The following is a 23,346-nucleotide window of genomic DNA, read 5'->3' on the forward strand; positions in this document are numbered from 1 at the left end:
CCAGTTTCGTCTAGGATTGGGCCGGCACCAGAAAGTAGCGTAGTGAATGGCGGTTGCTTGGATCGGCAACCGGGTAACGCTGGTCGAGCGCGCGGCCGCACATGCCGCCGCGCTGTTGGGGTCAAGCCGGTGCCCGGTTTTCAGCCTGGATACGGATATACACGGCACCAGGGCGGCGATCGCGCTGGCTGAGCGGGTTGGCGCGGCATACGATCATGCCGATGGCGCGGCAGTTTCCCGGGAGGCCGCGCTTTTTACCGACAAAGGCGCGATGACCGTCGCGCCCGGCGAAACGCGCCGGCGCGCCGATGTCGTGGTGATCGTCGGCGAACTCCCGCAGATCCATCATCAATTTGTCGGCGAGCTTGCCGAGACCGTTCCCGATCTCTCGGCCAGGAATCAGCGCGAGATCTTTCTGGTCGGGTCGAACGGGACGGCTGCGCCGCCGTTGAGCAACGGGCGGACGGCGACGCTGCTGTCCTGCGGCGAGGCAAGCCTCGGCGCGACGCTGGCGGCACTGAGGGCGCAGTGGAGGGGGCGCCAGACGTCGCAGCCGGTGTCGAATTTCGACGATTTCGCCAAAGCTCTGGAGGCTGCGCATTTTCCCGTCTTCCTGTTTTCAGGCGACGCAACCGAAGGGCTGGCGCTGGAGATGCTGCAGGGACTGGTCAGCGATCTCAACCGCAAATCACGCGCATCCGGCCTGCATCTGCCGGCGAGCGAAAATGGCTGGGGAAGCGCGCTCGCCTCGACCTGGATGACCGGTTTTCCGCTGCGCACCGGCTTTGCGCGCCGCTTCCCGGACTTCGATCCCTGGCGTTACGATGTCGCGCGCATGATCTCCGCCGGCGAAGCCGACCTGCACCTGCGGATCTCGTCCTCGATTGTCCAGCCGCAGAAGAAAAGGAACCGCATGGCGCTGATCGCCCTCGCGAAAACGCATGAGCCGGTCGCGGGTGCTGCGGTCACCATCGCCATCGGCGAAGCCGGCGTCGATCACCAGGCGGTGGCCTATTCCAGCCGCACCGGTTCGCTAAGGTCGGTCGAGGCGCGAGCGGCGTCGGAACTGCCCTCCGCTGCGACCGTTATCCGGCTGGTTGCCAGTCATTTCTCCGCCGAGGCGGCGTTGCCATGCTGACGAAAATCGCCGGCGGCGACATCATCGATCCGGTCAACGGCCGTCTCGGCAAGGGCGACCTGTGGATCAGCGACGACAAGATCGCTGCGGCGCCGGCGGCGGGCGCTGCCGACCGGACCATCGACGCAGCCGGCTGCATCGTGATGGCGGGCGCCATCGACATCCATTCCCACATCGGCGGCGGCAACGTGAATACGGCACGGCTGCTCCTGCCGGAGCAGCATGCGGCGCACCAGGCGCGACCGGCGACGACGCCGCTTTCCAATGCCGGCTGGTCGACCTTCCAGACCGGGTGCCTCTACGCCAAGATGGGTTTCACCACGGTGGTCGAGCCGGCGATGTCGCCGGGAGCCGCGCTTCACACCCATCTCGAACTGGCCGACATCCCGATCATCGACAAGGCGACGCTCGCCATTCTCGGCAACGACGATTTCCTGCTGTCGATGATCCGCGACGACGCCTCCTCAACGATGATCGAGGACTATGTCGCCTGGACGGTCGCCTCGACGCGGGCGCTTGGGGTCAAGGTGATCAATGCCGGCGCGGCGGCCGCCTTCAAGGAAAACGTCCGCACCTTCTCGCTGGACGATGTGGTGCCTTCCTATGGCGTCAGCTCGCGCAAGATCGTCAAGACGCTGCAGGCGGCCGTCGACAGCCTTGGCGTCCCGCATCCGCTGCATGTCCATTGCAACAATCTGGGCAGCCCCGGATCGGCGGACACGGCGGCTGCGACGATCGCCGCGGCGGAAGGATTGCCGCTGCACCTCGCCCATCTCCAGTTCTACGGCTACGGCACGGAAGGCAAGCGCAGGTTTTCCTCGGCCGCCGCGCGCCTTGCCGAACTGGTCAATGCGACGCCGGAAGTCACCATCGATATCGGCCAGGTGATGTTCGGCCAGACGGTCACCGTCTCCTCCGACGTCATGCGGCAGTTTTCGGCGCGTGGCAGTGCGCAGCCGAAGAAATCCATCATTCATGACGGCGACGGCAATGGCGGCGGCATCGTGCCCTACCGCTATGGCAAGGATTTCTATGGCACGATGCAGTGGGCGATCGGGCTCGAGCTTTTTCTCCTGATCGGCGATCCGTGGCGTGTCTTCTTCACCACCGATCATCCCAACGGCGCGCCCTTTACCTCCTATCCGGCCCTGTTCGAGCTGCTGATGAGCCGGGAAGCGCGCACCGAAATGATTGCCGGACTTCCAAAATCCGCCATGGCGCTCTCCACCCTGGCCGCAATCGACCGCGAATACACGTTCGAGGAAATCGCCATCATGACGCGTGCTGCCCCGGCCAAGCTGCTCGGGCTGACGGATCGAGGCCATCTCGGCGCCGGCGCTATCGCCGATATCGCTGTCTACCGCAGGGAGGACAATATCGCGAAAATGCTGGGGCAGGCGGCGTATGTCTTCAAGGATGGCGATCTCGTCGTGCAGGACGGAGAGATCACCCATTACCGCTGGGGCAAGGCGCTCAGGCTCAATCCGCCGCCGGACAAGGCGATGCTGCGGCGCCTGGAGGATTATCACCAGCAGCGCTACGGCCTGTCGCTGGACTGGTTCAATTTCCCGGAATCGGCGATCGCGCGCGAACAGCCATTCGGCGAGGTTGCATGCCGAACGTGAGCGTAAATGGCATAGTGATCGACGATACCTTTGCCGAGGCCTTCGGCATGCGCGCGACCGCCATCATCATCACCGCGCCGAACCGGAAATGGGCGCGCCAGGCGGCGATCACCATGACCGGCTTTGCCACCTCGGTGATCGGCTGCGGCTGCGAAGCGGCAATCGATGTCGAACTGGCGCCATCGGCCACACCGGATGGCCGGCCCGGCTGCCGCGTGATGATCTTTGCGATGGGAACAGACGAGCTGCAGAAACAACTGCTCAATCGCGTCGGCCAGTGTGTCTTGACCTCGCCGGGTTCCGCCTGCTTCGCCGGACTGCAGGGCAGCGCCGAGCTGAAGCTCGGTTCGGCGCTGCGTTATTTTGGCGACGGCTGGCAGATCTCCAAGAAAATCGGCGGCAGGCATTTTTGGCGCGTTCCCGTCATGGACGGCGAATTCCTGTGCGAAGCGACGACCGGGCTGACGAAGGGCGCCGTCGGCGGCGGCAATTTCTTCGTCATGGCTGAAAGCAGCGCCAGGGCTTTGGCTGCCGCCGAGGCCGCGGTTGCCGCGATCGGCCTAGTGCCGGGCGCGATCGTGCCGTTTCCGGGCGGCATCGCTCGTTCGGGTTCCAAGATCGGCGGTAAATACAAGGGCATGATCGCCTCGGCCAACGAAGCCTATGCGCCGACACTGCGCGGTGTCGTCAGGAGTGAGCTCGGTGCCGACGTCAACGCCGTCCTGGAAATCGTCATCGACGGCGAGACCAACGATGCCGTTGCCGCCGCGATGAAGGCCGGCATCAAGGCCGTCATCGAACTCGGGCCGAAGCGAGGCGCGGTTCGCATAAGCGCCGGCAATTACGGTGGCAAGCTCGGCAAGTTCATCTATTCGCTGAAGGATATGCTGCCGTGAAAGCGCTGACCTTCACCCTTGTCGCCGAGCCGCCCGAGCGCCTTGACCTGTCGCAGCTGACGCCGGAGCGGCTTGCCGGGATCGAAAGGCGCGATATCGAAAAGATCCAGATCGGCATGTCGAAGCATGGATCGAAGGTCGGTGATATCTTTCGCGTCGCCGGCAACGATCCGCAGGACATCGTGTTCGAAGGCGGCAGCGCGCGCCTCGACCGCGTGGCGGAAGCCATGCGGGGCGGTTCGGTTCGCCTCGTCGGCGATGCCGGCGCCCAGGCCGGGCGCGCCCTGCGCGGCGGCACGCTCACCATCGAAGGCAATGCAGGCCCGCATGCCGGCTCCGGCATGCGCGGCGGCAGGCTTGAAATAACGGGCAACGCCGGTGATCACCTTGGGGCGCCGCTCGCCGGGGAACTGGCCGGCATGAATGGCGGCGTGCTGATCGTCAGGGGCAAAGCCGGCGCTTTTGCCGCCGACCGCATGCGGCGCGGCCTGATCGCGGTGCTGAAAGGCTCAGGCGACAATGCCGGCAGCCGCATGATCGCCGGCACGCTGGTGGTGGCCGGCGGCACCGGCGAGATGCCCGGCTATCTGATGCGTCGCGGTTCGATCCTGCTCGATCGCGCGCCGAAAAGCCTGTCGCCGAGCTTCGTCGAATGCGGCGCCCCGGAAAGCGTCTTCGCCGCCGTCATCGGTCGCCATCTGATCGCCGAGGGTATTTTGAAACGGCCGCTGCTGGGCAACGCGCCGCAGAAATACGGCGGTGACAACGCGGTGCTTGGCATGGGGGAGGTTCTTTTCCCTCGCTGAGGCGTGCTGCTGACGCCATTGCCGCTAAGCCGCCATGGCCGGCATGTCTGCTGGGTCAACGATCGTCGTTGGCAATCAGTCTCGTCAGGCAATCACCCGCCTGGCTCTCCGGCAGGCCGAGATCTCTGACACTGTCCATGTGGTTGCGGTTGGCGAGAACAAGCGAAATTACCGGCGAACCCTGCTGCAGCAGGTGCTCTTTGAATCGATCTGCCTGCTGATGGAAAGGCGGCGTCTCGTTGGCTCCGACCAGAACCATCGCCCTGGTTTGAGGATCATGCCGATGGGCAAGCGGTGTAAACCTGGCGACTTCCTCATCGGTGATTGCAATTTCGTTGGCGAGAAAGGAGTCCTGGAGCGGTTTCAAATCGTAGAGCCCGCCGAGCAGAAGGGCTGCCCGCACATTCGAAGGGCTATGCTCGCTGTTGAACAGGAACGTTGAAAGATGTGCTCCGGCCGAATGGCCGCTGACGGTGAGGTCTGCCGGGTTTCCGCCATGGTCGGCGATATGGGCCAGAACCCACTGCTTGGCGCGGCGCACCTGGTCGACGATCGTCGCCATCCTGACCTTGGGCATCAGAGCATAGTCGACGATGGCGGCAATCGCACCGGCCTGGGTAATCGTCGCCGCGACGTATGAGTAGTCGCGCTTGGAGAACATTCTCCAGTAGCCGCCATGGATAAACATGTGCACCGGCAGGCCGCTTGTTTTGCCCGGGGGAAAGAACAGGTCGATGGTTTCGGTCTGACCCGGCCCATAGGCGACGTCGGCAGTCATCGGGATGGCTGCGCGGACGGCCTCGCTGCGGTGAACGATGTCCTGGACGATGTGATCGAAATCGGCGACATGGTCGCGGATGCGGAACGGATCGTTTTGCACTCTTCCTCCGCTCAGATGCTGATGGCGAGGTATTTCGCCTCCATGAACTCGGCAATGCCGTGATGCTGGCCGCCCTCGCGGCCGAGGCCGCTCTGCTTGACCCCGCCGAACGGTGCTGCCGGATCGGACATCAAGCCGCGGTTGAGAGCGACCATCCCGGCTTCGATCCTGGATGCCACCCGCATTCCACGCGCAAGATCGCGCGTGTATATGTAGGCGGCAAGACCGTATTCGGTGTTGTTGGCACGCGCGATGATTTCGGCTTCCGTTTCGAAGCTCGAGATCGGCGCCACCGGCCCAAAAATTTCCTCGTGCGCCATCTCCGCCTCGGCCGGGACGTCGCAGAGCACGGTCGGCGGATAGTAGTATCCCGTTCCCGAGCCTGCCTTGCCTCCGCACAGCACCCGCGCGCCACGGGCGACGGCATCGTTGACCAGACGGTCGATCTTGTCGACGGCCTTCCTGGTGATCATCGGCCCGCACTCCGTGGCCGCGTCCGTGCCGGAGCCGACCTTGAGTGCCGACATCCGCCTGGCGAGGCTTTCGCAAAACGCATCGTAAACGCCGGACTGGACATAGATGCGGTTTGCAGCCGTGCAGGCCTCGCCGGCGTTGCGCATCTTCGCCACCATCGCCCCATCGACCGCCGCGTCGAGGTCCGCGTCATCGAACACAAGGAATGGCGCGTTGCCGCCAAGCTCCATCGAACACGAAACCACGTGCTTTGCGGCCTCGGCCAGCAGGACGCGCCCGACAGAAGTCGAGCCGGTGAAGGAGAGTTTGCGCACCCGCGGATCGGCCAGCATCGCGGCGGTCACCGGGCCGGGCTTGGAGGTTGTCAGAACGTTGACAACCCCCGGTGGGACACCCGCTTCTTCATAGAGTGCGGCAAGCGCGTAGGCGGTAAGCGGGGTCTCGCTGGCCGGCTTGAGGATCACTGTGCACCCTGCAGCCAGGGCGGGCGCGATCTTGCGCGTCGCCATGGCGGCAGGAAAATTCCAGGGTGTGACCAGGACGCAGATGCCGATCGGTTCGTAGTCGACAACGATGCGGTTGGTGCCGGAAGGCGCCATTCCGAATTCGCCGGTGATGCGAACGGCTTCCTCGGCATTCCAGCGAAAGAATTCCGCAGCATAGGCGATCTCGCCACGCGCATCCCGCAGTGCCTTGCCGTTTTCCAGCGAGATCAGGGTGGCCAGCGTCTCGCAACGCTGCGTCATCAGCTCGAAGCAATTTCTGAGGATTTCGGAACGCTTGCGGGGCGCCGTCGTGCGCCAGCCATCGGCGGCCCTGGCCGCTGCCTCGACGGCGGCCGCGGCATCTTCGATCGTCGCATCGGGAACTGCAGCGATCACCGCCTCGGTGGAGGGGTCGACGACCTGGATTTCCCTGCCGTCGGCGGATTGCCGCCATCGGCCGGCGATATACAAGCCGTGGGAGAATCTATGGAAGCGGGCAGTGTCCTGCTCGTCCTCCAGCAACTGATGAGATATGTTCATGGCCTGCTCCTCGATTGCTCACATGACAGAGCCGGCGAGGTCGCCATCATAGGCGGCCTGGATCAGGCCCCGCATGGCTGCCGGATCGAATGGACGCGGATTGTTCTTGATGAGACGGTCGATGCCGAGCGCCTGTTCGGCCGTCCAATCGAGCTTGTCGGCGGGAAGCCCGAGCCCGGCCAGCGTAGGCGTGATGCCGATCGCTGCAAACAGCCGGCCGATCTCGTCGATCGTCGCGTCGGCCATCTCAGCGGTGTTCAGGTACCTGCCGTCGAGACCAAGGGCAAGGCCGATCTCAGCCATCTCGGCGACCGCGGCGGCCCGGTTGTACTTCATGACATACGGCAGCATGGTGGCTACACCCAGCCCGTGAGCGGTGTGGGTAAGGGCGCCGACCGGATATTGCACCGCGTGCGCCGCCGCAGTTCCGGCCGTCCCGAACGCACAGCCGGCTGCAAGCGCGCCCATCATCACATCGGCGCGAGCGTCCTCGTCGGCGGGGTCGCGGCAGGCCTTCTCGAGACTGCGGCCAAGCAGCTTGATCGCGAGCAGCGCAAAATGATCGGTCAGTGCGCTCTTGCCGATGAAGACATGCTGTTGCGGCAGGCTGGGGTCGGTGCCGCGCCTGGCGGCGGTAAAAGCCTCGACCGCATGGGTCAGCGCGTCTGCGCCGGCGATCGCCGTCAGTCCCGGGGGACATGTCATCGTCAGTTCCGGGTCGCAGATGGCGGCTGCCGCGATCAGATGCGGGCTGGAGATGCCTACCTTCATGGTGCGATCCGGATCGGAAATCACCGCGACAGGGGTCACTTCCGAGCCGGTGCCGGCTGTCGTTGGCACCGCGATCAGCGGCAGCGTCGGACCGGGCACCTTGAACTCACCGTAGTAGTCCTGGAGCAGGCCGCCGTGACTGATGAGCAACGCGGCGCATTTGGCCATGTCGAGACAACTGCCGCCGCCGATGCCGATCACCATGTCGGGCGCAAAATCCCGCGCCTCCTCGACGCAGACGGCAACCGTGTCGCGTGGCACATCGGGCAGCACACGGTCGTGCACCAGCACATCGATCGATGCGCCCTCGAGCGCCGCCATGATCTCTGCGAAGGCGACGGTGGCGGCAAAGCGCTCGTCCGTACAGACAAGAGCGCGACGGCCGAGCCTTGCCGCAACGGTTGGAATGACATGGCGCTGGCCCTTCCCGAAGAGGATTTCACGCGGCAGCCTTATGGCAGCGAAAAGGCTCATGTTCAGCATCTCTCGATGATGTTGGGAGTGGAAAGCGAAAGCTCGTTGAAGCCCAAAAAAATATCCTCTATCAAATCGTATAGGATATAGGATTGTATTGAGCGAAGCATCGTGTTAGCCAGTGATCCTGTCAAGAGGCAAAGATGCAGGTCACGAACGCAAGCAATGCCCGAGAAGTCGACCCCGCCAGCGGGCGCATCCAGCGATCCACCAGCCTGGTGGAGGACGTCTATGAAGCGATCTTCGCGCAACTCATGTCGCTGAAGATCGCGCCTGGCTCACGGATCACCGTCGACAGCCTGGTCAAGGAACTCGACGTATCGCACACGCCGATCCGTGAAGCGCTTGGCCGCCTCGAAGGCGAAGGCCTTGTGCTGAAGACACATTTGATCGGCTACCGCGCCGCGCCGCAGATAACCAGGCGCCGATTTGACGAACTCTATGAGCTTCGCCTGCTGCTCGAGCCGCATGCGGCGGCCAAAGCAGCCGCATTGATGGATGAGACGAAACTTACGGTGCTGGAGGAGTCCGCAGGGGGCATGGCGCGCCGCGAAGGCAAGGATGAACGCCTGCGTTACTCCAACTTCGCGCGGCAGGACGCCATTTTCCACGACCGAATCATGGAATATGCAGACAACGGCCTCGTGCGCGAGACGCTCGCGTTCCAGCATACCCACTTCCACATCTTCCGCCTGATGTTCCATTCGCGCGTCACCGAGGAAGCGCTCGACGAGCATCAGGCCATCCTGGCCGCCTTCGCTGCCTCCGACCCCGCGGCGGCGGAACAGGCGATGCGCCGTCATATCGAGCATTCCCGTGATCGTTTGCTGCCGGCGTTCGATTGAGGCTGGCACGATGTTCGTCACCGTCGGGAGCGGCGCCGTCAAGCTGAACGCAGCGTCGTCCCGGATCCCCTTTTCTAAAACCCGCGCCGCCGGGCGCGTGCAATGCCCGCCTTCCATCCACAAAAGAGGAACCGACCATGCCAGGCAAGAAAATACTGATGTTGACCGGTGAGTTTACCGAGGAATACGAGATCTTCGTCTATCAGCAGGCGATGGAGGCGGTCGGCCACATCGTCCACGTTGTCTGTCCTGACAAGAACGCTGGCGACCTGATCAAGACGTCGCTTCACGATTTCGAAGGTGACCAGACCTACACCGAAAAACCCGGCCACTATGCTTTGCTGAACAAGACCTTTTCGGAGGCGGAAAGACAGCTCGACCAGTATCATGCCGTCTATTGCGCGGGCGGTCGTGGCCCCGAGTACATCCGCACGGATAAGCGCGTACAGGCGATCGTCCGCCATTTCCATGAAAACGAGAAGCCGATCTTCACGATCTGCCATGGTGTCCAGATCCTGATCGCCGTCGACGGCGTCGTGCGTGGCAAGAAAGTCGGTGCACTGGCCGCCTGCGAGCCGGAAGTGACCCTCGCCGGTGGAACCTATATCGACCTGTCCCCGACCGAGGCCTATGTCGACGGAACGATGGTCTCGGCAAAGGGCTGGACCGCACTTGCCGCGTTCATCCGCGAGTGCCTGAAGGTGCTGGGAACGGAAATCCGCCACAACTGAAGCGCGCCACGTTTGACGGCCTCATGCGACGCGCTTTAGGTTGTTGTTTTTGCATGTCGTTATCGCAAAGCCGCTGCACACTTTTGCGCGACATGCAGCGAGTCAATCGTCCGATGCATCCCAGACGGGATGCGTCGGCTCGCTCGAAGATCCGGCCCAAAATCCGGCTTCGTTTTGCAGTTCCTAGACCTCTGCATTTTCGGATATGATCGGATCGACCGGGCGCGCTCTCGCTCAGGTCGGGAGGCGATTGTTGAGGAACCTAGGCAACCCGCACAGGGCCACCGACGGCGTTCCGATCACACGGCGTGATCTGATTGCGGCCGCCGTTTCGGGTGCGGTCTTCGCCCCCGTTGCGCTCGGCGCCGAAGAAGAGAGTTTCAAATTCGGCCTGACGCCGGTCTTCCTCTCGAACGATCTCGAACTGCTTGGCCATCTGCGCAGCTATCTCAGCGCCAGGATCGGTGGCCGGATCGAGCTCGTGACGCGCCGCACCTATCAGGAGATCACCGCGCTGCTGGTTTCCGGCCAGATCCAGTCGGCATGGATCTGCGGCTATCCCTACGTGCAGTTCAAGGCCGATCTCGACCTTGTCGCAACCCCGGTCTGGCACGGCAAGCCGCTCTACCAGTCGTACCTGATCGCTTCGGCCGATCGTAAAGTGGATGACTGGACCGGACTAATAGGCGATGTCCATGCGTTCTCGGATCCTGATTCGAATTCGGGTTTTCTGGTGACGCGGGCGCTGCTTGCGGAGAACCGCCAGCTTCCCGGCAGCTTTTTCGCGCGTAGCTTTTTCACCTATGGCCACCGAAACGTCATCAGGGCCGTCGCCTCCGGCCTCGCTCAGTCGGGCAGTGTCGACGGCTATGTCTACGAGGTCATGCGCGAGACCGAGCCGGACCTGGTGAAGCAGACCAGGATCGTGCGCAAGTCGGAATGGCTGGGCTTTCCGCCCATAGCGTCGCCGAAGTCCGTCCCCAACGATCGACGTGTCAGGGCGTTGCAACAGGCCTTGATTTCCATGCAGGATGATGCCGAGGGTCGCAAGGTCCTTGCCCTGCTTCGGCTGGACGGGTTCGTGGCAACCGGTCCGTCGCACTTCGACGCGATTGCGGCCAAGGTGGAAACCGTGAGGCAGTTCGGATGAAACTGTTTTGGCGTTTCCGATCGATTCCCGTCTCCTACCGCGTGCCGGTCCTTGTCGCCTTGCTCATGGTGGTCATCAGTGCGGCCATTTCCGAGCGCGTGCTCAGCCGGCTGTCGCGGACACAGGAAAGCTTCCTCAACGGTCTTGCCGAGACCTATCTGGACGGGCTTTCGTCAGCGGTCGTGCCGGCCGTGTTGCGGGCCGACGTCTGGGAGGTGTTCGACGCGCTCGACAGGTCCTCGGCGTCATATAAATCGCTCGCTCCGATCGAGACCGTGGTGACCGGCTCAGACGACAGGGTGCTCGCGGCAAGCGATCCGAACCGGATCGCGACCTATTCCGAATTGTCGGCCGACTACCGGAATCGCTATGGGCCCGATGTCGTCACCATCGACGAGGCCAGGCTGACCGGGTTCGCCCACCGCGATCTCGTCTATCAGGGCCAGCCGATCGGCACCATCCACGCGACATTCGATGTTTCGCATCTCTTTGCCGAGCGCCGTGAGATATTGGGTACCCTGCTCATTACCAATGGCGTCCTCGCGGCGTTGTTCGCGCTGGGCGGCTTCGTGCTGGTGAGGCAGATGATCGGCCCGATGCGGGTGCTGGAGGATCACATGCGCGCTGCCGCGCATGGCGCGGCGGAGCCGATCTCGTCCCGGGAAATCCCGTCCGGGGACTCCGAAGTCGCCGGCCTGTTCCGCGGCTACAACGCCCTTGTCCATGCCGAGCGTGAGCGCGCGAACCTCGCCATGCAGCTCGCCGAGGAAGAGAAGCTGTCGAGCCTCGGGCGTCTCGCTTCCGGCATGGCGCACGAGATCAACAATCCGCTTGGCGGCCTGTTCAACGCATTGGATACGTTGAAGACCCATGGCGAAACCCCCGGTGTTCGCGACACATCGATCAGCCTGATCGAGCGCGGCCTTGCCGGCATTCGCGACGTGGTCGAGGCCGCGCTTGCGACGTATCGGCCAGAACGATCGCAGCGCCCGATGACGGCTGCCGATCTGGATGATGTCCGCCTGCTGCTCAAGCCGGAATTGCGCCGCAAGTGGCAGCGGCTGGATTGGAGCGTCGCATGGAACGGTGCGCGAGAGTTGCCCATCCGAGGCGGTCCGGTCCGTCAGGCGGTCCTCAATCTCCTCCTCAATGCGAGCGCGGTCACCCCGGAAGACGGGACGGTTTCGCTGAAGGCGATGAGCTGGGAAGACCGGTTGCACATCGAGATTGCTGACCAGGGCTGCGGAATGCCGGCCGACATAGCGGGGATTCTCATCGATCAGGACCCCGGTCCGGCCGTACGCGCGGGGCGTGGTCTCGGTCTCTGGATGGTCCGCCGCGTGGTTGACGATCTCGGCGGACGTGCCAGTATCGCAGCCAAAAGTGGGGGAGGGACGGTGGTCACGCTGACAATTCCGTTCGACAGGAAGGATGTCAAAGCCCATGCTGCCTGACCGCGCCCGGATAGGCCTCGTCGAGGACGATCCCGTCATGGGCGGCTCGATCGTCCAGCGCCTAGAGCTCGAGGGCTGGCGAGTGACCTGGTGGCAGTCAGGGCGAGATGCCATCTCCGGAATTGAAGGCCTGCGCAATTCCCTCGATCTGGTGATTTGTGACGTTCGTCTCCCGGATATTTCCGGCGAAGTGGTTTTCAGCGAGCTGGCCAACCTGCCGAATTCCCCACCCTTTATCTTCGTGACCGGCCATGGCGAGATTGACCAAGCTGTCCGGTTGATGCGCTCCGGCGCCGTCGATTTCATGACCAAGCCGTTCGCGATGGATGAATTCCTGCGGCGCATCGATGCCGGGCGGCGGACAACGCATAGCGAGCTGCGTCTCAAGGGCTACTTTCTCGGCGAGTCCCTGGCCATCCAGCATGCCGAAGACTTGCTGCGTCGTTACGCGGGCCACGAACTGCCCGTGCTGATCACCGGCGAAACCGGATGCGGGAAAGAAGTCGCGGCCCGCCTGCTCCATGAGGTTTCATCTCGGCGCCTGGAGCCGTTCATCGCCGTGAACTGTGCGGCCATCCCGGCCGAATTGCTGGAAAGCGAGATTTTCGGTCACGAAAAAGGGGCATTTACCGGTGCGCAACAGCGGCATCTCGGATATGCCGAGCGGGCCGGAAAGGGCACATTGTTCCTGGATGAGATCGGCGACATGCCAACGCCGCTCCAGGCAAAACTGCTCAGGCTCATCGAGGATGACAGTTTCAATCGCGTGGGGGGCGAGACGCCCTGCACGTTCCGTGCGCGGGTTGTTTCAGCCACCCATCAGGACCTTGCCCAGCGCGACGGGCCGTCGAGCTTCCGCGAAGATCTGTATTTTCGACTTGCGGTCCTGCCGGTGACGATTCCACCGCTGCGCGAGCGGCATGAGGACATCACCTGGCTTCTCGACAAGTTCCTTGAAAATGCAGTGGCCCGATCCGATGCCCGGATCCGGGGCTTCAGCGCGCTGGCGGAGGAGGCTGCACTTGCCTATTCCTGGCCCGGAAATGTGCGGGAGCTTAGAAACCGCGTTGAGCGGGCGGTGGCGTTGTCGACCAGTGAATGGATCATGCCCGGTGACCTGTTCCCGGAACGGACAACAAAGCCCGGAAACGCGGCATTCGCCCCGCTGGCCGACGTTCGCGATGCCGCCGAGCGGCGGCAGATAGAGCGCGCGCTGGACGAAACCGGCGGTCAGATCGCAAAAGCAGCCGGGTTGCTGGCGATCTCGCGAACGACGCTTTGGGAGAAGATGACGCGACTGGGCGTTGCCGATCGGGCGCGTTCGACTTCCTGAACCTTCGGCAGTGCAGCATGTCCGGATTTCCGAACATGCAGGCCACTTGGCGCTGGCTTTCCAGCAGTTTCTCCAATGAAATCGGTGACTTCTTCGGTTGGCACAGGCGTTGCAGGACCGCTTGCGACGATTTCGCCAATGGGAGGAATGCATGGATCGCTGCAACAGGCTGGTCGACGTCGGCCGCCGTCAATTCTTGAGGGGAGGGGCGTTCGCCGCCGCCGGCATGGCCACTGCAGTGGCGCTGCCGGCGCAAGCCCAGACCAAGGCTGCACCCGGTCTGGCGCTGGTCGAATACCCGTCGAACAAGTTGGCCAATATAGCCGATTTGAAGCCGAATGAGCCTTTCGATGTCGGCTACCCCGATGAGAACGCGCCCGGTGTGCTGCTGAAACTTGGAATGAAGGTGGAAGGTGGCGCCGGTCCTGACGGCGACATCGTCGGCTTCTCCACCATCTGCCCGCACAAGGGCTTCCCGCTCAACTACAACGCCGAAGACCACTCCTTCAATTGCCCCGGTCACTATTCGCGCTTCGACGCGGATGCCGGCGGGCAACAGATCTGGGGGCAGTCGACCGCCAACCTGCCGCAATACGCGCTCCGCATTGACGACAAGGGCGACATCTATGCCGAGGGCGTGGACGAGCTGCTCTACGGCCGTCTGAGCAACGTGCTTTAAAGGAGGATCGGATCATGGCCTACAAACGTCACATCGACCGGCTGCCGATCATTCCGGCGGATGCCAAGAAACACAACGTCACCTGCCACTATTGCATCGTCGGCTGCGGCTATCACGCCTACACCTGGCCGACCAACAAGCAGGGCGGCACCGATGCCGCCTCGAATGTGTTCGGTGTCGAGCTGTCCAAGCAGCAGGCCGCCGAGACCGACGCCTGGTATGCGCCGTCGATGTACAACATCGTCAAGCAGGACGGCAAGGACGTCCACATCGTCATCAAGCCGGACCACGACTGCGAAGTGAATTCCGGCCTCGGCTCGGTGCGCGGCGCCCGCATGGGCGAGCTGCGTTACTCGGCCGCCCGCGGCTCGCAGCAGCAACGTCTGACCGATCCAATGGTCTGGCGCTACGGCCAGATGCAACCGACCTCGTGGGAGGATGCCCTCGATCTCGTTGCCCGTGTCACCGCCGCCGTCGTCAAGGATCAGGGCGAGGATGGGCTGTTCGTCTCCGTTTTCGACCACGGCGGTTCAGCCGGCGGCTACGAAAACACCTGGGGCACCGGAAAACTCTATTTCGGCTCGATGAAGGTGAAGAACATCCGCATCCACAACAGGCCGGCCTACAATTCCGAAGTCCATGCGACCCGCGACATGGGCGTCGGTGAGTTGAACAACTGCTACGAGGATGCCGAACTCGCCGATACGCTCGTCTCGGTCGGCAACAATCCGCTGGAGACGCAGACCAACTATTTCCTCAACCACTGGGTCCCGAACCTGCGCGGCACCTCGATGCAGAAAAAACAGGCGCAGCTTCCGGACGAACCGCATGCCAAGGCACGCATCATCTTCGTCGATCCGCGCCGCACCGTATCGGTCAATGCGGCCGAGGCCGAAGCCGGCAAGGAAAACGTCATGCACCTTGCCATCAATTCCGGCACCGACATGGTGCTGTTCAATGCCTGGCTGACCGAGATTGCCGACAAGGGCTGGGTCGACAAGGCGTTCATCGAGGCGTCGACCACCGATTTCGACAAGGCGCTCGCCGCCAACAAAACCACGCTCGAGGACGCGGCCAAGATTACCGGGCTGACTGTCGACCAGATCCGTCAGTCGGCGGCATGGATCGCCGAGCCCAAGGACGGTAAGCGTCGACGCACCATGTTCGCCTACGAGAAAGGCCTGATCTGGGGCAACGACAACTATCGCACCAATGCGGCGCTGGTGAACGTCGCGCTCGCCACCGGCAATGTCGGTCGCGAGGGCGGCGGCTGCGTGCGCATGGGCGGCCACCAGGAAGGCTATGTCCGTCCCTCCGACGCGCATGTCGGCCGACCCGCCGCCTATGTCGACAAGCTGCTGATCGAGGGCAAGGGCGGCGTTCACCACATCTGGGCCTGCGACCACTACAAGACCACACTGAACGCCCACCAGTTCAACATGGTCTACAAGAAGCGCACGGACATCGTGAAGGATGCGATGAGCAAGGTGGCGTATGGCGACCGGCAGGCGATGGTCGAAGCCATCCTGGCCGCCATCAAGGCCGGCGGCCTGTTCTCGGTCGACGTCGACATCATCCCGTCGAAGATCGGCGCGGCAAGCCATGTCTGGCTGCCGGCGGCCGAGTCGGGCGAAATGAACCTGACGTCGATGAACGGTGAACGGCGCATGCGGCTGGTCGAGCGCTACATGGACCCGCCCGGCAACGCCAGGCCGGACTGTCTCATCGCCGCCGGGCTTGCCCAGCACATGGAGAAGGTGCTGCGCGAAATGGGCGACAATGCCTATGCCGACCACTTCAAGGGTTACGACTGGAAGACCGAGGAAGACGCCTTCATGGACGGCTACAACAAAAATGCCGGAGGCGGCGAATTCGTCACCTATGAGCGTCTGAAGGCGATGGGCAATAACGGCTTCCAGGAGCCCGCCACCGGTTTCGAAGACGGCAAGATCGTCGGCACCAAGCGTCTTTATACCGATGGCAAGTTCGGGACAAAGGACGGCAAGGCGACTTTCATGGAAGCGCAATGGCGCGGCCTGCAGGCGCCGGGCAAGGAGGAGCAGAAGAAGAACAACAAGTACCTCATCAACAACGGGCGCGCCAACCAGGTCTGGCAAAATGCCTTCTTGGACCAGGAGAGCGAATTCGTGATGGACCGCTGGCCCTATCCGTTCATCGAGATGAGTCCGGACGACATGAGCGAACTCGGCGTGAAGAACGGCGACCTCGTCGAGGTCTACAACGAGAGCGGCTCGACCCAGGCGATGGTCTACCCGACGCCGAGCGCCAGAAAGGGCGAGACTTTTATGCTGTTCGGATTCCCGACCGGCGTGCAGGGCAACGTCATCAACGCCGGCACCAATGAGCTGATCCTGCCGAACTACAAGCAGACCTGGGCGAACATCCGGAAAATCTCGGATGCGCCGGAAGGCGTGAAGCACCTGTCGTTCAAGTCGCAGGAGTATCAACCCGTCTGAGGCGGCCCTCCGAAGCCCCATCAGGCTGTCGAGGCCGCCGAGCAATGCCATGAGGCAGCGGCGGCCTCGAGCTTCTCCTCGGGACTGCCGAGCTCTGGGACCCGAGCCTCGGAGCTGCGCAAAACCCCGTGCAATCGCCAGGCAGAGGTCACGGCTGCGTCTGGCGCGTGGCGGCCGCCAGTGCGTCAATGTCGTCGTAGAGCGCCTGGCTGTGGTGGTAGAGCTGCTCGAAAACCGGTTGAGTGCGGCTGTAGATTTCGGCCCATCCGGGGTTCGGCAGGATTTCGGCGCCGTAGCTCACGAAGCGCTCGGCCGCCTGTTCGACGCGCGAGAAGCGGCCTGTCGCCGTCGCGGCCATCGCGGCACAGCCGACAATGCCGCATTCGGGCTCCCGCGGGACCAGGATCGGAATGTTGAAGGCACTGGCCTTGATCTTCAGCCAGAGTTCGGTGCGCGCCCCGCCACCCGCAGCGATAACGCGCTCCAGCGGCCTGTTCGACGCGTGTTCCATGATGCGGATGTGGCGGGTCATGGCAAAGGCGATGCCTTCCAGGATCGAGCGGTGCAGATGCTCCATGCCATGCCCGGCGCCCAATCCGAAGAACTGCGCGCGGGCGTTGCGATGGCGCCCTAGGCGTTCGCCGGTGAGAAAGGGCATGAACAGCAGCGCGTCGCAACCGGCCGGCGCCTCGGCGGCGCGGGCGACGATCTCGTCATAGGACAGCGCGTTGCCGTGGAAGGCACGGCGTGCCCAGCGCATGCCGTCGCCGCCGGTCTCCAGCAGCACGAATTGCGCCCAGTTGCCTTCGACCGTCGCAACGTTCGAGATTTCCGGGTCAAGCAGCGGCGTCTCCGCGATAACCGTGATGATGGCGCCCGTGCCGGTGCTGTCGGAACCCAGTCCCGGGCGACAGGCGCCTGAGCCGAGCAGTGCCACCGGATAGTCGGCGCCACCGACCAGCACCGGGGTTCCAGAGCGCAGGCCGCTGTCGAGCGCCGCCTGTTCGGTGACGTGGCCGACGACATCCAGCGGGTTGCGGATCGGCGGCAGCTTGGCGGCGTCCAGACCCATACGCTCGATCATCTTCGGCGACCAGTCGAGCCGCTGTGGGTTCATCAGGAAGCTGCAGGACGCGTCGCCTGTATCCATGGCGATCTCGCCGGTCAGCCGGTAGTTGATGTAATCCTTCGGCATGATGGCGACTGCGCTGCGGGCGTATGCGGCGGGATCGTTGTCTCGGACCCATTGCAGTTTGAAGCCCGGCCATGCGGGGGTCGGCGTGTTACCGCTTTCGGGCAGGTAGCTGTCCGGCTGGTTCGCTTGCTCGAAGCGACGGACGAGATCGACGGTGCGCTTGTCGTTCCACAGCGGTGCCGTCTCGCGCGTCAGCGCTCCGTGCGCGTCGAGCAGGACCAGCCCGTGCATCTGCCCGCAGACGCAGATGGCGGAGATGTTTTCGCGGGCGCCATCGACGCGGTCCAGCACCGCCTTGACGCTCGCTAGCGCACCCTCCCACCAGTCGACCGGCCGCTGTTCGGCCCAGCCGAATTCCGGCACGATCTGGTCGTGCTCTCGCGACGCAAGCTCGAGGATCTTGCCGGCGACATCGATCAGTGCGGCGCGGACGCTGCCGGTGCCGACATCGATGGCGAGGAAAAGCTCGCCGCTCATTTCGGGAGAGTCCTGAGATGGGCAAACATGTGACCCTCCGTCTATCGGTTAGAGCGAGCGCGGCGTGACGAGACCCACGGCATCAGCCTTTCGCCGCTTCGATGGCGATGCGCGACATCTCGTCGAAATCCGGGCCGGACACCGGGATCGCGATGTCGAAGACCTCTGCGATCACCTGCGTCCAGCCATGCAGGAAATATGTCCAACCATCCTCGATCTGCAACTGCTGTCGGGCCTGCTGCCGCCTTGCCTGGTCGAGGAAGATCAGGTCGCCGCGATAGTTGAGATCCCAGGCAATGCCGCGCTTGGGGAACACGCCGTCATCGGTAATCGGCGAGCCGGGCGCGTCCTTGCCAAGTCCGGTCGCGTTGATCACCAGCGAGCCTGGCTTCAGCGCCGCCAACGTCTCGTCATTGATCTCTGGTCGGTCCGCCAGGACATATTTGAGCTCGACCGCCGACGTCATGTCTCTGTGGATGCGATCGATTTCATCGAGACGCGGCTGCGAACGGTCGCTGACAATGATGCGCGAAGGCAAATCGGCGCCACGTTGCTTGCGCATCAGGTGCCAGGTGATCGCTATCGTCGATCCGCCGGCGCCCATCGACAGGACCTCCGCGCCGGTGTCCGCAAAATATCCCGCCGGAATGAAACCGTCTATCGCAAGGCCCGAAGAGATCGGATCCTTGGCATGGCATACGAGTTTTCCGCCCCGCTTCGACAGGCAACTGGTCTCGTGCATCAGGCGGGCGTGCGGATCGATCACATCGAACAGGTCGCGCGCTGCGTTGAAAAGATCGATCTTGTGCGTGGTGACCAGCGCGCCAAGCGACTGCGGGTCGGATTTTATGAAGGAGACGACCTCACGGTAGGCCTCCGGATCGGCATGGAGTGGAAAGTCGATGCCCCTGAGAACCGCATCTTTGAGAACCGCTTCCTTCAGCCCGAGGTGGCGCGCCCATGCCGGGAAAACCCGCATGATCGAGCTGCTCGTCGTCGTGACGCCGATAAAATAGAATGTCGGCTGGGTGGCCGGCAGATAGCGGCTCATTTGCCATTCTCCCGGATTTTCTCCGCGCGCATCTTCATGGCGGCACCGTGACGGATTGCTGCCCATAGAGGGCAGAGATCAGCTTTGCGTCACGCGGTCGCCAATCCGGATTGTCGACTTGCCTCCAGCCTCCATCGCCGGCGACCACGCGCGAGCGCATGCCTCCCGATCTCGCGATGATCTCGTAGTCCTGCCCTGAATCGGCGGGGTAGCAGAACAGCATCACCAGATCGCCTTCCCCGACATTGATCGAGCGGTGGATCCAGAACGGCGGAACATAACAGACGGTCTGGGCGTCGATCGGCAGGATGCGAACCTCGCCCTCTGGCGACTCCATCAGCATGAGACCGTGCCCTTTCTGGCCATAGTAGATCTCGGGCCGGTCGGCCTGCCTGTGGATGTGACCGCGCGTCATGAAATATTCGTCGCCGACCTTGCCTGGCGCCATGTGCGTGACGCCGAAAATCAGATCGCCCGACTGCTCGGTCGGTCGGAACTCGGAGACCTCGTAGACGATGCGCTCACCCCATGTCACGCGCATGGCTTCGAACGCCGCGGCGTCGGCATAGAGCCCGTCCAGATCGCGGAAACGCTTCTGGTAGCTGCCGGTTGCATTTCCCATCGCACCAGTCGACAGGTCGACCTTGCATCCAATGGGCTCAAACAGTCTCGTCAAAGGACTACCTCATATTGCATCGCCGGGGGCGTCGGCGCTGATCTGGCCCGCACCTCCTGCTTTCGACAAGACCACTTGCTTTGCAGGGTACGATTTGCTCTGCCTATGCAGACCAGCATGGAGGTTGCTGGATTATGGCAGATTTCGACCACGAAGCACACGACAGTGGGTTGGGCGGCATGCCGCATCCGCTGTCTTAAGCAATCCAGGAGACCCGCCTTGCTCCTCCAGGTCGCCTTCGACAAGCCTGAGCACCTGGCTCTGCTCGCGCAGATGAAGGAATTTGCCGACATTATCGAGATCGGCACGCCGTTGCTGAAACGCCTCGGCCTCTCGGCCATCACCACAGCGCGCGAGCTCTGCCCTGAAGTCATGGTGTTGGCTGATACCAAAACCGTCGACGCCGGCCGGTTCGAGGCTGATATGGTATTCGGCGCCGGCGCCGCGTTCATGACGGTGCTGTCATGTGCTTCGTCCGCCACGCATGAGGCGGTCGGAAAACGTGCCGCCGCCTTCGGCGCGACGGTCGTCGTCGACACCATCACCGAGGCGGGCAAGGCAGAATTGCTTCCCTTGAATGCTGTCTTCCCCGAAAGCTTCGGCTATGTCGCGGTCCACTCGCCAACCGATGCGCGACTGGCAGGCAACACCTCCACCTCACATATCGACGCCGTGAGAAAGATGCATGATCGCGGCTTTCTGGTTTCGCTCGCCGGCGGGATCGGCCCCGACACGCTGGAAGCGGTGATCGCAGTCGAGCCTGAAATCCTCGTGGTTGGCAGCGCCATCACAGAATCCGCAAGTTCGAAAGAGGTAGCCCGATGGATTCGCGACAGATTGCCCAATCCAGGCCGTGGCTGGCCGTGGGACAGGAGATAACCGAAGTTCTTGGCCGGATCGACGCCGACGCCTTTGCAAGGCTGGTGCAGGCGTTCGATGACCCCGATCAGCGATGGTTCTTTTCCGGGCAGGGACGCTCCGGCCTTGTCGCGCAGATGGGTGCGATGCGCTTCATGCATCTTGGCCGAACGGTGCATTTCGTCGGTGAGGTATCGGCGCCATCGATCCGCGAGGGCGATGCGCTGCTGATCGTCTCCGGCTCTGGAGAGACGCCGGTCAGTACAGGTTTTGCCCGCATCGCCAAGGCGGAGGGCGCCAAGGTCGTTACGCTGACGCATCAGCCAGCCGGGAGCCTGGCCGGCATTGCCGATGTCACGCTGCATGTCCCTGTCGAGGGTTCGAAACAGTTTGGCGGCAGCCTGTTCGAGCAATCCTGCCTCATCCTGCTCGACAGCATTGTGCTCGGCTTGGCGCAGCAGATACCAGACGCGCACAGACTGATGTTGCACCGCCACACCAACTTGCAGTGACGCCCATGCCGACGGTGGTGAGCATCGGTGACGGGGATTGTCGATGCGGTGGAATATTCCCCAGGCAAGACCGAGCGGTTTTCTGGCGGCTCCGCGCTCAAACCGCTGCGCGCTTTTTGGGCGACATGCATTAGCCGGGAAGCCCCGCTGGGCAGCTCACCTTCCGTGACGGCAAGGCACTGGACTCGCTGCGCGATGCCGATATTGTGCTTGAGGAGCGTTGGTGCCGTGCTCTGGCGACGGCAGCCGACGGGGAGATACCGGCGGCTTGGTTTTCGCAGGAACAAGTCCCGGTCAACACGGGAGGAAGTCTGATGAGAATTGGGGTCTTTCTGGCCGGCTTTTCGGCTTTTGCCGCGCTGGTTGGCGCGCCTGCCTTCGCGCAGGACAAACCGTTTGCGGGCGTTACCGTGAACGTCATTACGCAGACCGGTGCGATTCAGGAGCCGCTGCAGCGGCGCGCGCCCGAGTTCGAAGCGCTCACCGGCGCCAAGATCAATGTCATCGCGGTGCCCTTCTCGGATCTCTATCAGAAGATTCTCACCGATTGGGCGAGCGGCACCAACTCGGTCGATGCCGGCGTGTTCGCCCCGCAATGGATGGTCGACTACATTGCCGGCGGCTATCTCGAGGACCTGACGCCGCGAGTGGAGGCCGACAAGGACATTCAGCAGGACGATGTGGGCGCGTTCTTCCGTGACTTCTCCGAGAAGTACAGCGGCAAGACCTACATGATCACGCTCGATGGCGACTTCCACATGATGTACTACCGCAAGGACGTGCTCGAAGCGGCCGGCCTGGCGGTGCCGAAAACCTGGGACGAGTATCTCGAGGTCGCCAAGGCCACGCATGGCAAGGACATGAACGGCGATGGCACGCCGGATTTCGGCTCCTGCATCGCCAAGAAGCGCAACGCGCAGAGCTATTGGTTCGTCACCGATGTGGTCGGCTCGATGACCCAGTCCAAGGGAACCAGCCAGGGCACCTTCTTCAACACCAAGGACATGACGCCGCTCGTCAACAACGACGCCTTCCGCAAGGCGCTCGACTTCCTGTCCGAATCGACCAAGTACGGCCCGCCGGACGAGTTGAACCTCGACGTCAGCGATACAAGGCCGCTCTTCGCTTCCGGCCGCTGCGCGCTGAACCTCGACTGGGGTGATGTAGGCACGATCTCGATCGATCCGAAGCAGTCCAAGGTGATGGGCAAATGGGGCGCGGCGATTATGCCCGGATCCAAGGAGGTCCTGAACTGGGACACCGGCAAGCTCGAGGCCTGCACGGCAGAAAACTGCCCGCACGCGATCGACGGCGTGAACCATGCGCCATTCGCCGCCTTTGGCGGCTGGGGCGGCGGCATCAACGCGGCGGCCGATCCGAAGGTGAAGGACGCCGCCTATGCCTACTTCTCGTTCATGACGCAGCCGGCACAGTCGAATGCCGACGTCACCGTCGGCGGCACCGGCTTCAACCCGTACCGCACCTCGCAGCTCAGCTACAGCGATCTTTGGAAGAAGGCCGGCATGAGCGAGGAGGAGGCCAAAGTCTACCTGGGCGCGATCAACGACAGCATGAGCAGCCCGAACATGATCCTCGACCTGCGCATCCCACAAAATCAGAAGTACCAGCAGGTCGTGCTCGACGAGGCGGTCTCGCGCTTTCTCGCCGGCGAAATCGACAAGGAAGCGACCGTCGCGGCGGTCGAGGAAGGCTGGAATGAGCTGAACGAAGAGATTGGCAAAGACGAGCAGCTCAAGCTTTACAAGGCGACCATCGGCGCCAAATAGGCAGCCAAGCAAACGACCCGGCGTGGCATCGG

Annotated in this window: 20 protein-coding genes; 14 read left to right on the plus strand and 6 right to left on the minus strand. The window is 63.1% G+C overall.

Annotated features, from left to right (window positions below; genetic code table 11):
• The first annotated feature begins 46 nt into the window (after positions 1-46).
• From AC0L15_RS17310 to AC0L15_RS17325, 4 genes are read left to right on the plus strand one after another with little or no spacing between them, the layout of a single operon-like run.
• Positions 47-1,138, plus strand: coding sequence for a tungsten formylmethanofuran dehydrogenase (locus AC0L15_RS17310; RefSeq protein ID WP_473496627.1), 1,092 nt, complete (start codon positions 47-49; stop codon positions 1,136-1,138).
• On the plus strand, positions 1,132-2,763 hold the full coding sequence (locus AC0L15_RS17315; protein WP_473496628.1) for a formylmethanofuran dehydrogenase subunit A: 1,632 nt from the start codon (positions 1,132-1,134) through the stop codon (positions 2,761-2,763). The genes AC0L15_RS17310 and AC0L15_RS17315 overlap by 7 nt, the downstream gene beginning before the upstream one ends.
• Entirely contained in the window at positions 2,751-3,659 is a 909-nt protein-coding gene (gene fhcD, locus AC0L15_RS17320; protein WP_287249350.1) for a formylmethanofuran--tetrahydromethanopterin N-formyltransferase, read from the plus strand. The genes AC0L15_RS17315 and fhcD overlap by 13 nt, the downstream gene beginning before the upstream one ends.
• The gene (locus AC0L15_RS17325; RefSeq protein WP_287249352.1) at positions 3,656-4,465 is read left to right on the plus strand and encodes a formylmethanofuran dehydrogenase subunit C; all 810 of its coding nucleotides are present in this window, start codon (positions 3,656-3,658) and stop codon (positions 4,463-4,465) included. The genes fhcD and AC0L15_RS17325 overlap by 4 nt, the downstream gene beginning before the upstream one ends.
• 55 nt (positions 4,466-4,520) lie before the next feature.
• Here AC0L15_RS17325 and AC0L15_RS17330 read toward each other — a convergent pair whose 3' ends face one another.
• From AC0L15_RS17330 to AC0L15_RS17340, 3 genes are read right to left on the minus strand one after another with little or no spacing between them, the layout of a single operon-like run.
• Positions 4,521-5,345: an alpha/beta hydrolase gene (locus AC0L15_RS17330; protein ID WP_287249354.1), complete on the minus strand. Its 825-nt coding sequence runs from the start codon at positions 5,343-5,345 to the stop codon at positions 4,521-4,523.
• 11 nt (positions 5,346-5,356) lie between these two features.
• Positions 5,357-6,844: an NAD-dependent succinate-semialdehyde dehydrogenase gene (locus tag AC0L15_RS17335; RefSeq protein WP_473496629.1), complete on the minus strand. Its 1,488-nt coding sequence runs from the start codon at positions 6,842-6,844 to the stop codon at positions 5,357-5,359.
• An 18-nt stretch (positions 6,845-6,862) separates the two neighbouring features.
• On the minus strand, positions 6,863-8,089 hold the full coding sequence (locus tag AC0L15_RS17340; protein ID WP_473496630.1) for an iron-containing alcohol dehydrogenase: 1,227 nt from the start codon (positions 8,087-8,089) through the stop codon (positions 6,863-6,865).
• 143 nt (positions 8,090-8,232) lie between these two features.
• On the opposite strand from AC0L15_RS17340, the gene AC0L15_RS17345 reads away from it, so the two are divergent.
• The 7 genes from AC0L15_RS17345 to AC0L15_RS17375 all read left to right on the plus strand — a co-directional run bounded on the left by AC0L15_RS17345 (position 8,233) and on the right by AC0L15_RS17375 (position 16,758).
• Entirely contained in the window at positions 8,233-8,934 is a 702-nt protein-coding gene (locus AC0L15_RS17345) for a GntR family transcriptional regulator (protein WP_287249358.1), read from the plus strand.
• Between the two features lie 137 nt (positions 8,935-9,071).
• Positions 9,072-9,665, plus strand: a complete 594-nt coding sequence (locus AC0L15_RS17350; protein WP_287057360.1) for a DJ-1/PfpI family protein — start codon at positions 9,072-9,074, stop codon at positions 9,663-9,665.
• A 253-nt stretch (positions 9,666-9,918) separates the two neighbouring features.
• Positions 9,919-10,815, plus strand: coding sequence for a substrate-binding domain-containing protein (locus tag AC0L15_RS17355; protein WP_287249360.1), 897 nt, complete (start codon positions 9,919-9,921; stop codon positions 10,813-10,815).
• Complete coding sequence (locus AC0L15_RS17360; RefSeq protein ID WP_287249362.1) at positions 10,812-12,269, plus strand: sensor histidine kinase; 1,458 nt, start codon at positions 10,812-10,814, stop codon at positions 12,267-12,269. The genes AC0L15_RS17355 and AC0L15_RS17360 overlap by 4 nt, the downstream gene beginning before the upstream one ends.
• Entirely contained in the window at positions 12,259-13,602 is a 1,344-nt protein-coding gene (locus AC0L15_RS17365) for a sigma-54-dependent transcriptional regulator (protein WP_473496631.1), read from the plus strand. The genes AC0L15_RS17360 and AC0L15_RS17365 overlap by 11 nt, the downstream gene beginning before the upstream one ends.
• Positions 13,603-13,753: 151 nt before the next feature.
• Positions 13,754-14,281 (plus strand): arsenate reductase (azurin) small subunit, encoded by a 528-nt coding sequence (locus AC0L15_RS17370; protein WP_287249364.1) that lies wholly within the window; start codon positions 13,754-13,756, stop codon positions 14,279-14,281.
• Positions 14,282-14,295: 14 nt separating this feature from the next.
• Positions 14,296-16,758 (plus strand): arsenate reductase (azurin) large subunit, encoded by a 2,463-nt coding sequence (locus tag AC0L15_RS17375; RefSeq protein WP_473496632.1) that lies wholly within the window; start codon positions 14,296-14,298, stop codon positions 16,756-16,758.
• 148 nt (positions 16,759-16,906) lie between these two features.
• Here the strand turns inward: AC0L15_RS17375 and AC0L15_RS17380 are convergent, their stop codons facing one another.
• From AC0L15_RS17380 to AC0L15_RS17390, 3 genes are all read right to left on the minus strand, one after another.
• Positions 16,907-18,430: a xylulokinase gene (locus tag AC0L15_RS17380; RefSeq protein ID WP_473496633.1), complete on the minus strand. Its 1,524-nt coding sequence runs from the start codon at positions 18,428-18,430 to the stop codon at positions 16,907-16,909.
• An 82-nt stretch (positions 18,431-18,512) separates the two neighbouring features.
• Positions 18,513-19,481, minus strand: coding sequence for a shikimate dehydrogenase family protein (locus AC0L15_RS17385; RefSeq protein WP_473496634.1), 969 nt, complete (start codon positions 19,479-19,481; stop codon positions 18,513-18,515).
• A 34-nt stretch (positions 19,482-19,515) separates the two neighbouring features.
• The gene (locus tag AC0L15_RS17390) at positions 19,516-20,157 is read right to left on the minus strand and encodes a glucose-6-phosphate isomerase (RefSeq protein WP_473496635.1); all 642 of its coding nucleotides are present in this window, start codon (positions 20,155-20,157) and stop codon (positions 19,516-19,518) included.
• Positions 20,158-20,262: 105 nt separating this feature from the next.
• Between AC0L15_RS17390 and AC0L15_RS17395 the strand changes: the two genes are divergently transcribed.
• The 3 genes from AC0L15_RS17395 (at position 20,263) to AC0L15_RS17405 (ending at position 23,314) form a co-directional block, all read left to right on the plus strand.
• A complete protein-coding gene (locus AC0L15_RS17395) occupies positions 20,263-21,036 on the plus strand; it encodes an orotidine 5'-phosphate decarboxylase / HUMPS family protein (RefSeq protein WP_473496636.1) in 774 nt (257 codons plus the stop codon).
• The gene (locus AC0L15_RS17400; protein WP_473496637.1) at positions 21,021-21,527 is read left to right on the plus strand and encodes an SIS domain-containing protein; all 507 of its coding nucleotides are present in this window, start codon (positions 21,021-21,023) and stop codon (positions 21,525-21,527) included. Before AC0L15_RS17395 ends, AC0L15_RS17400 begins: the two co-directional genes overlap by 16 nt.
• 314 nt (positions 21,528-21,841) lie before the next feature.
• On the plus strand, positions 21,842-23,314 hold the full coding sequence (locus AC0L15_RS17405; RefSeq protein ID WP_473496638.1) for an ABC transporter substrate-binding protein: 1,473 nt from the start codon (positions 21,842-21,844) through the stop codon (positions 23,312-23,314).
• Positions 23,315-23,346: the final 32 nt, after the last annotated feature.

The organism is Mesorhizobium sp. WSM4846 (genome assembly GCF_055811415.1).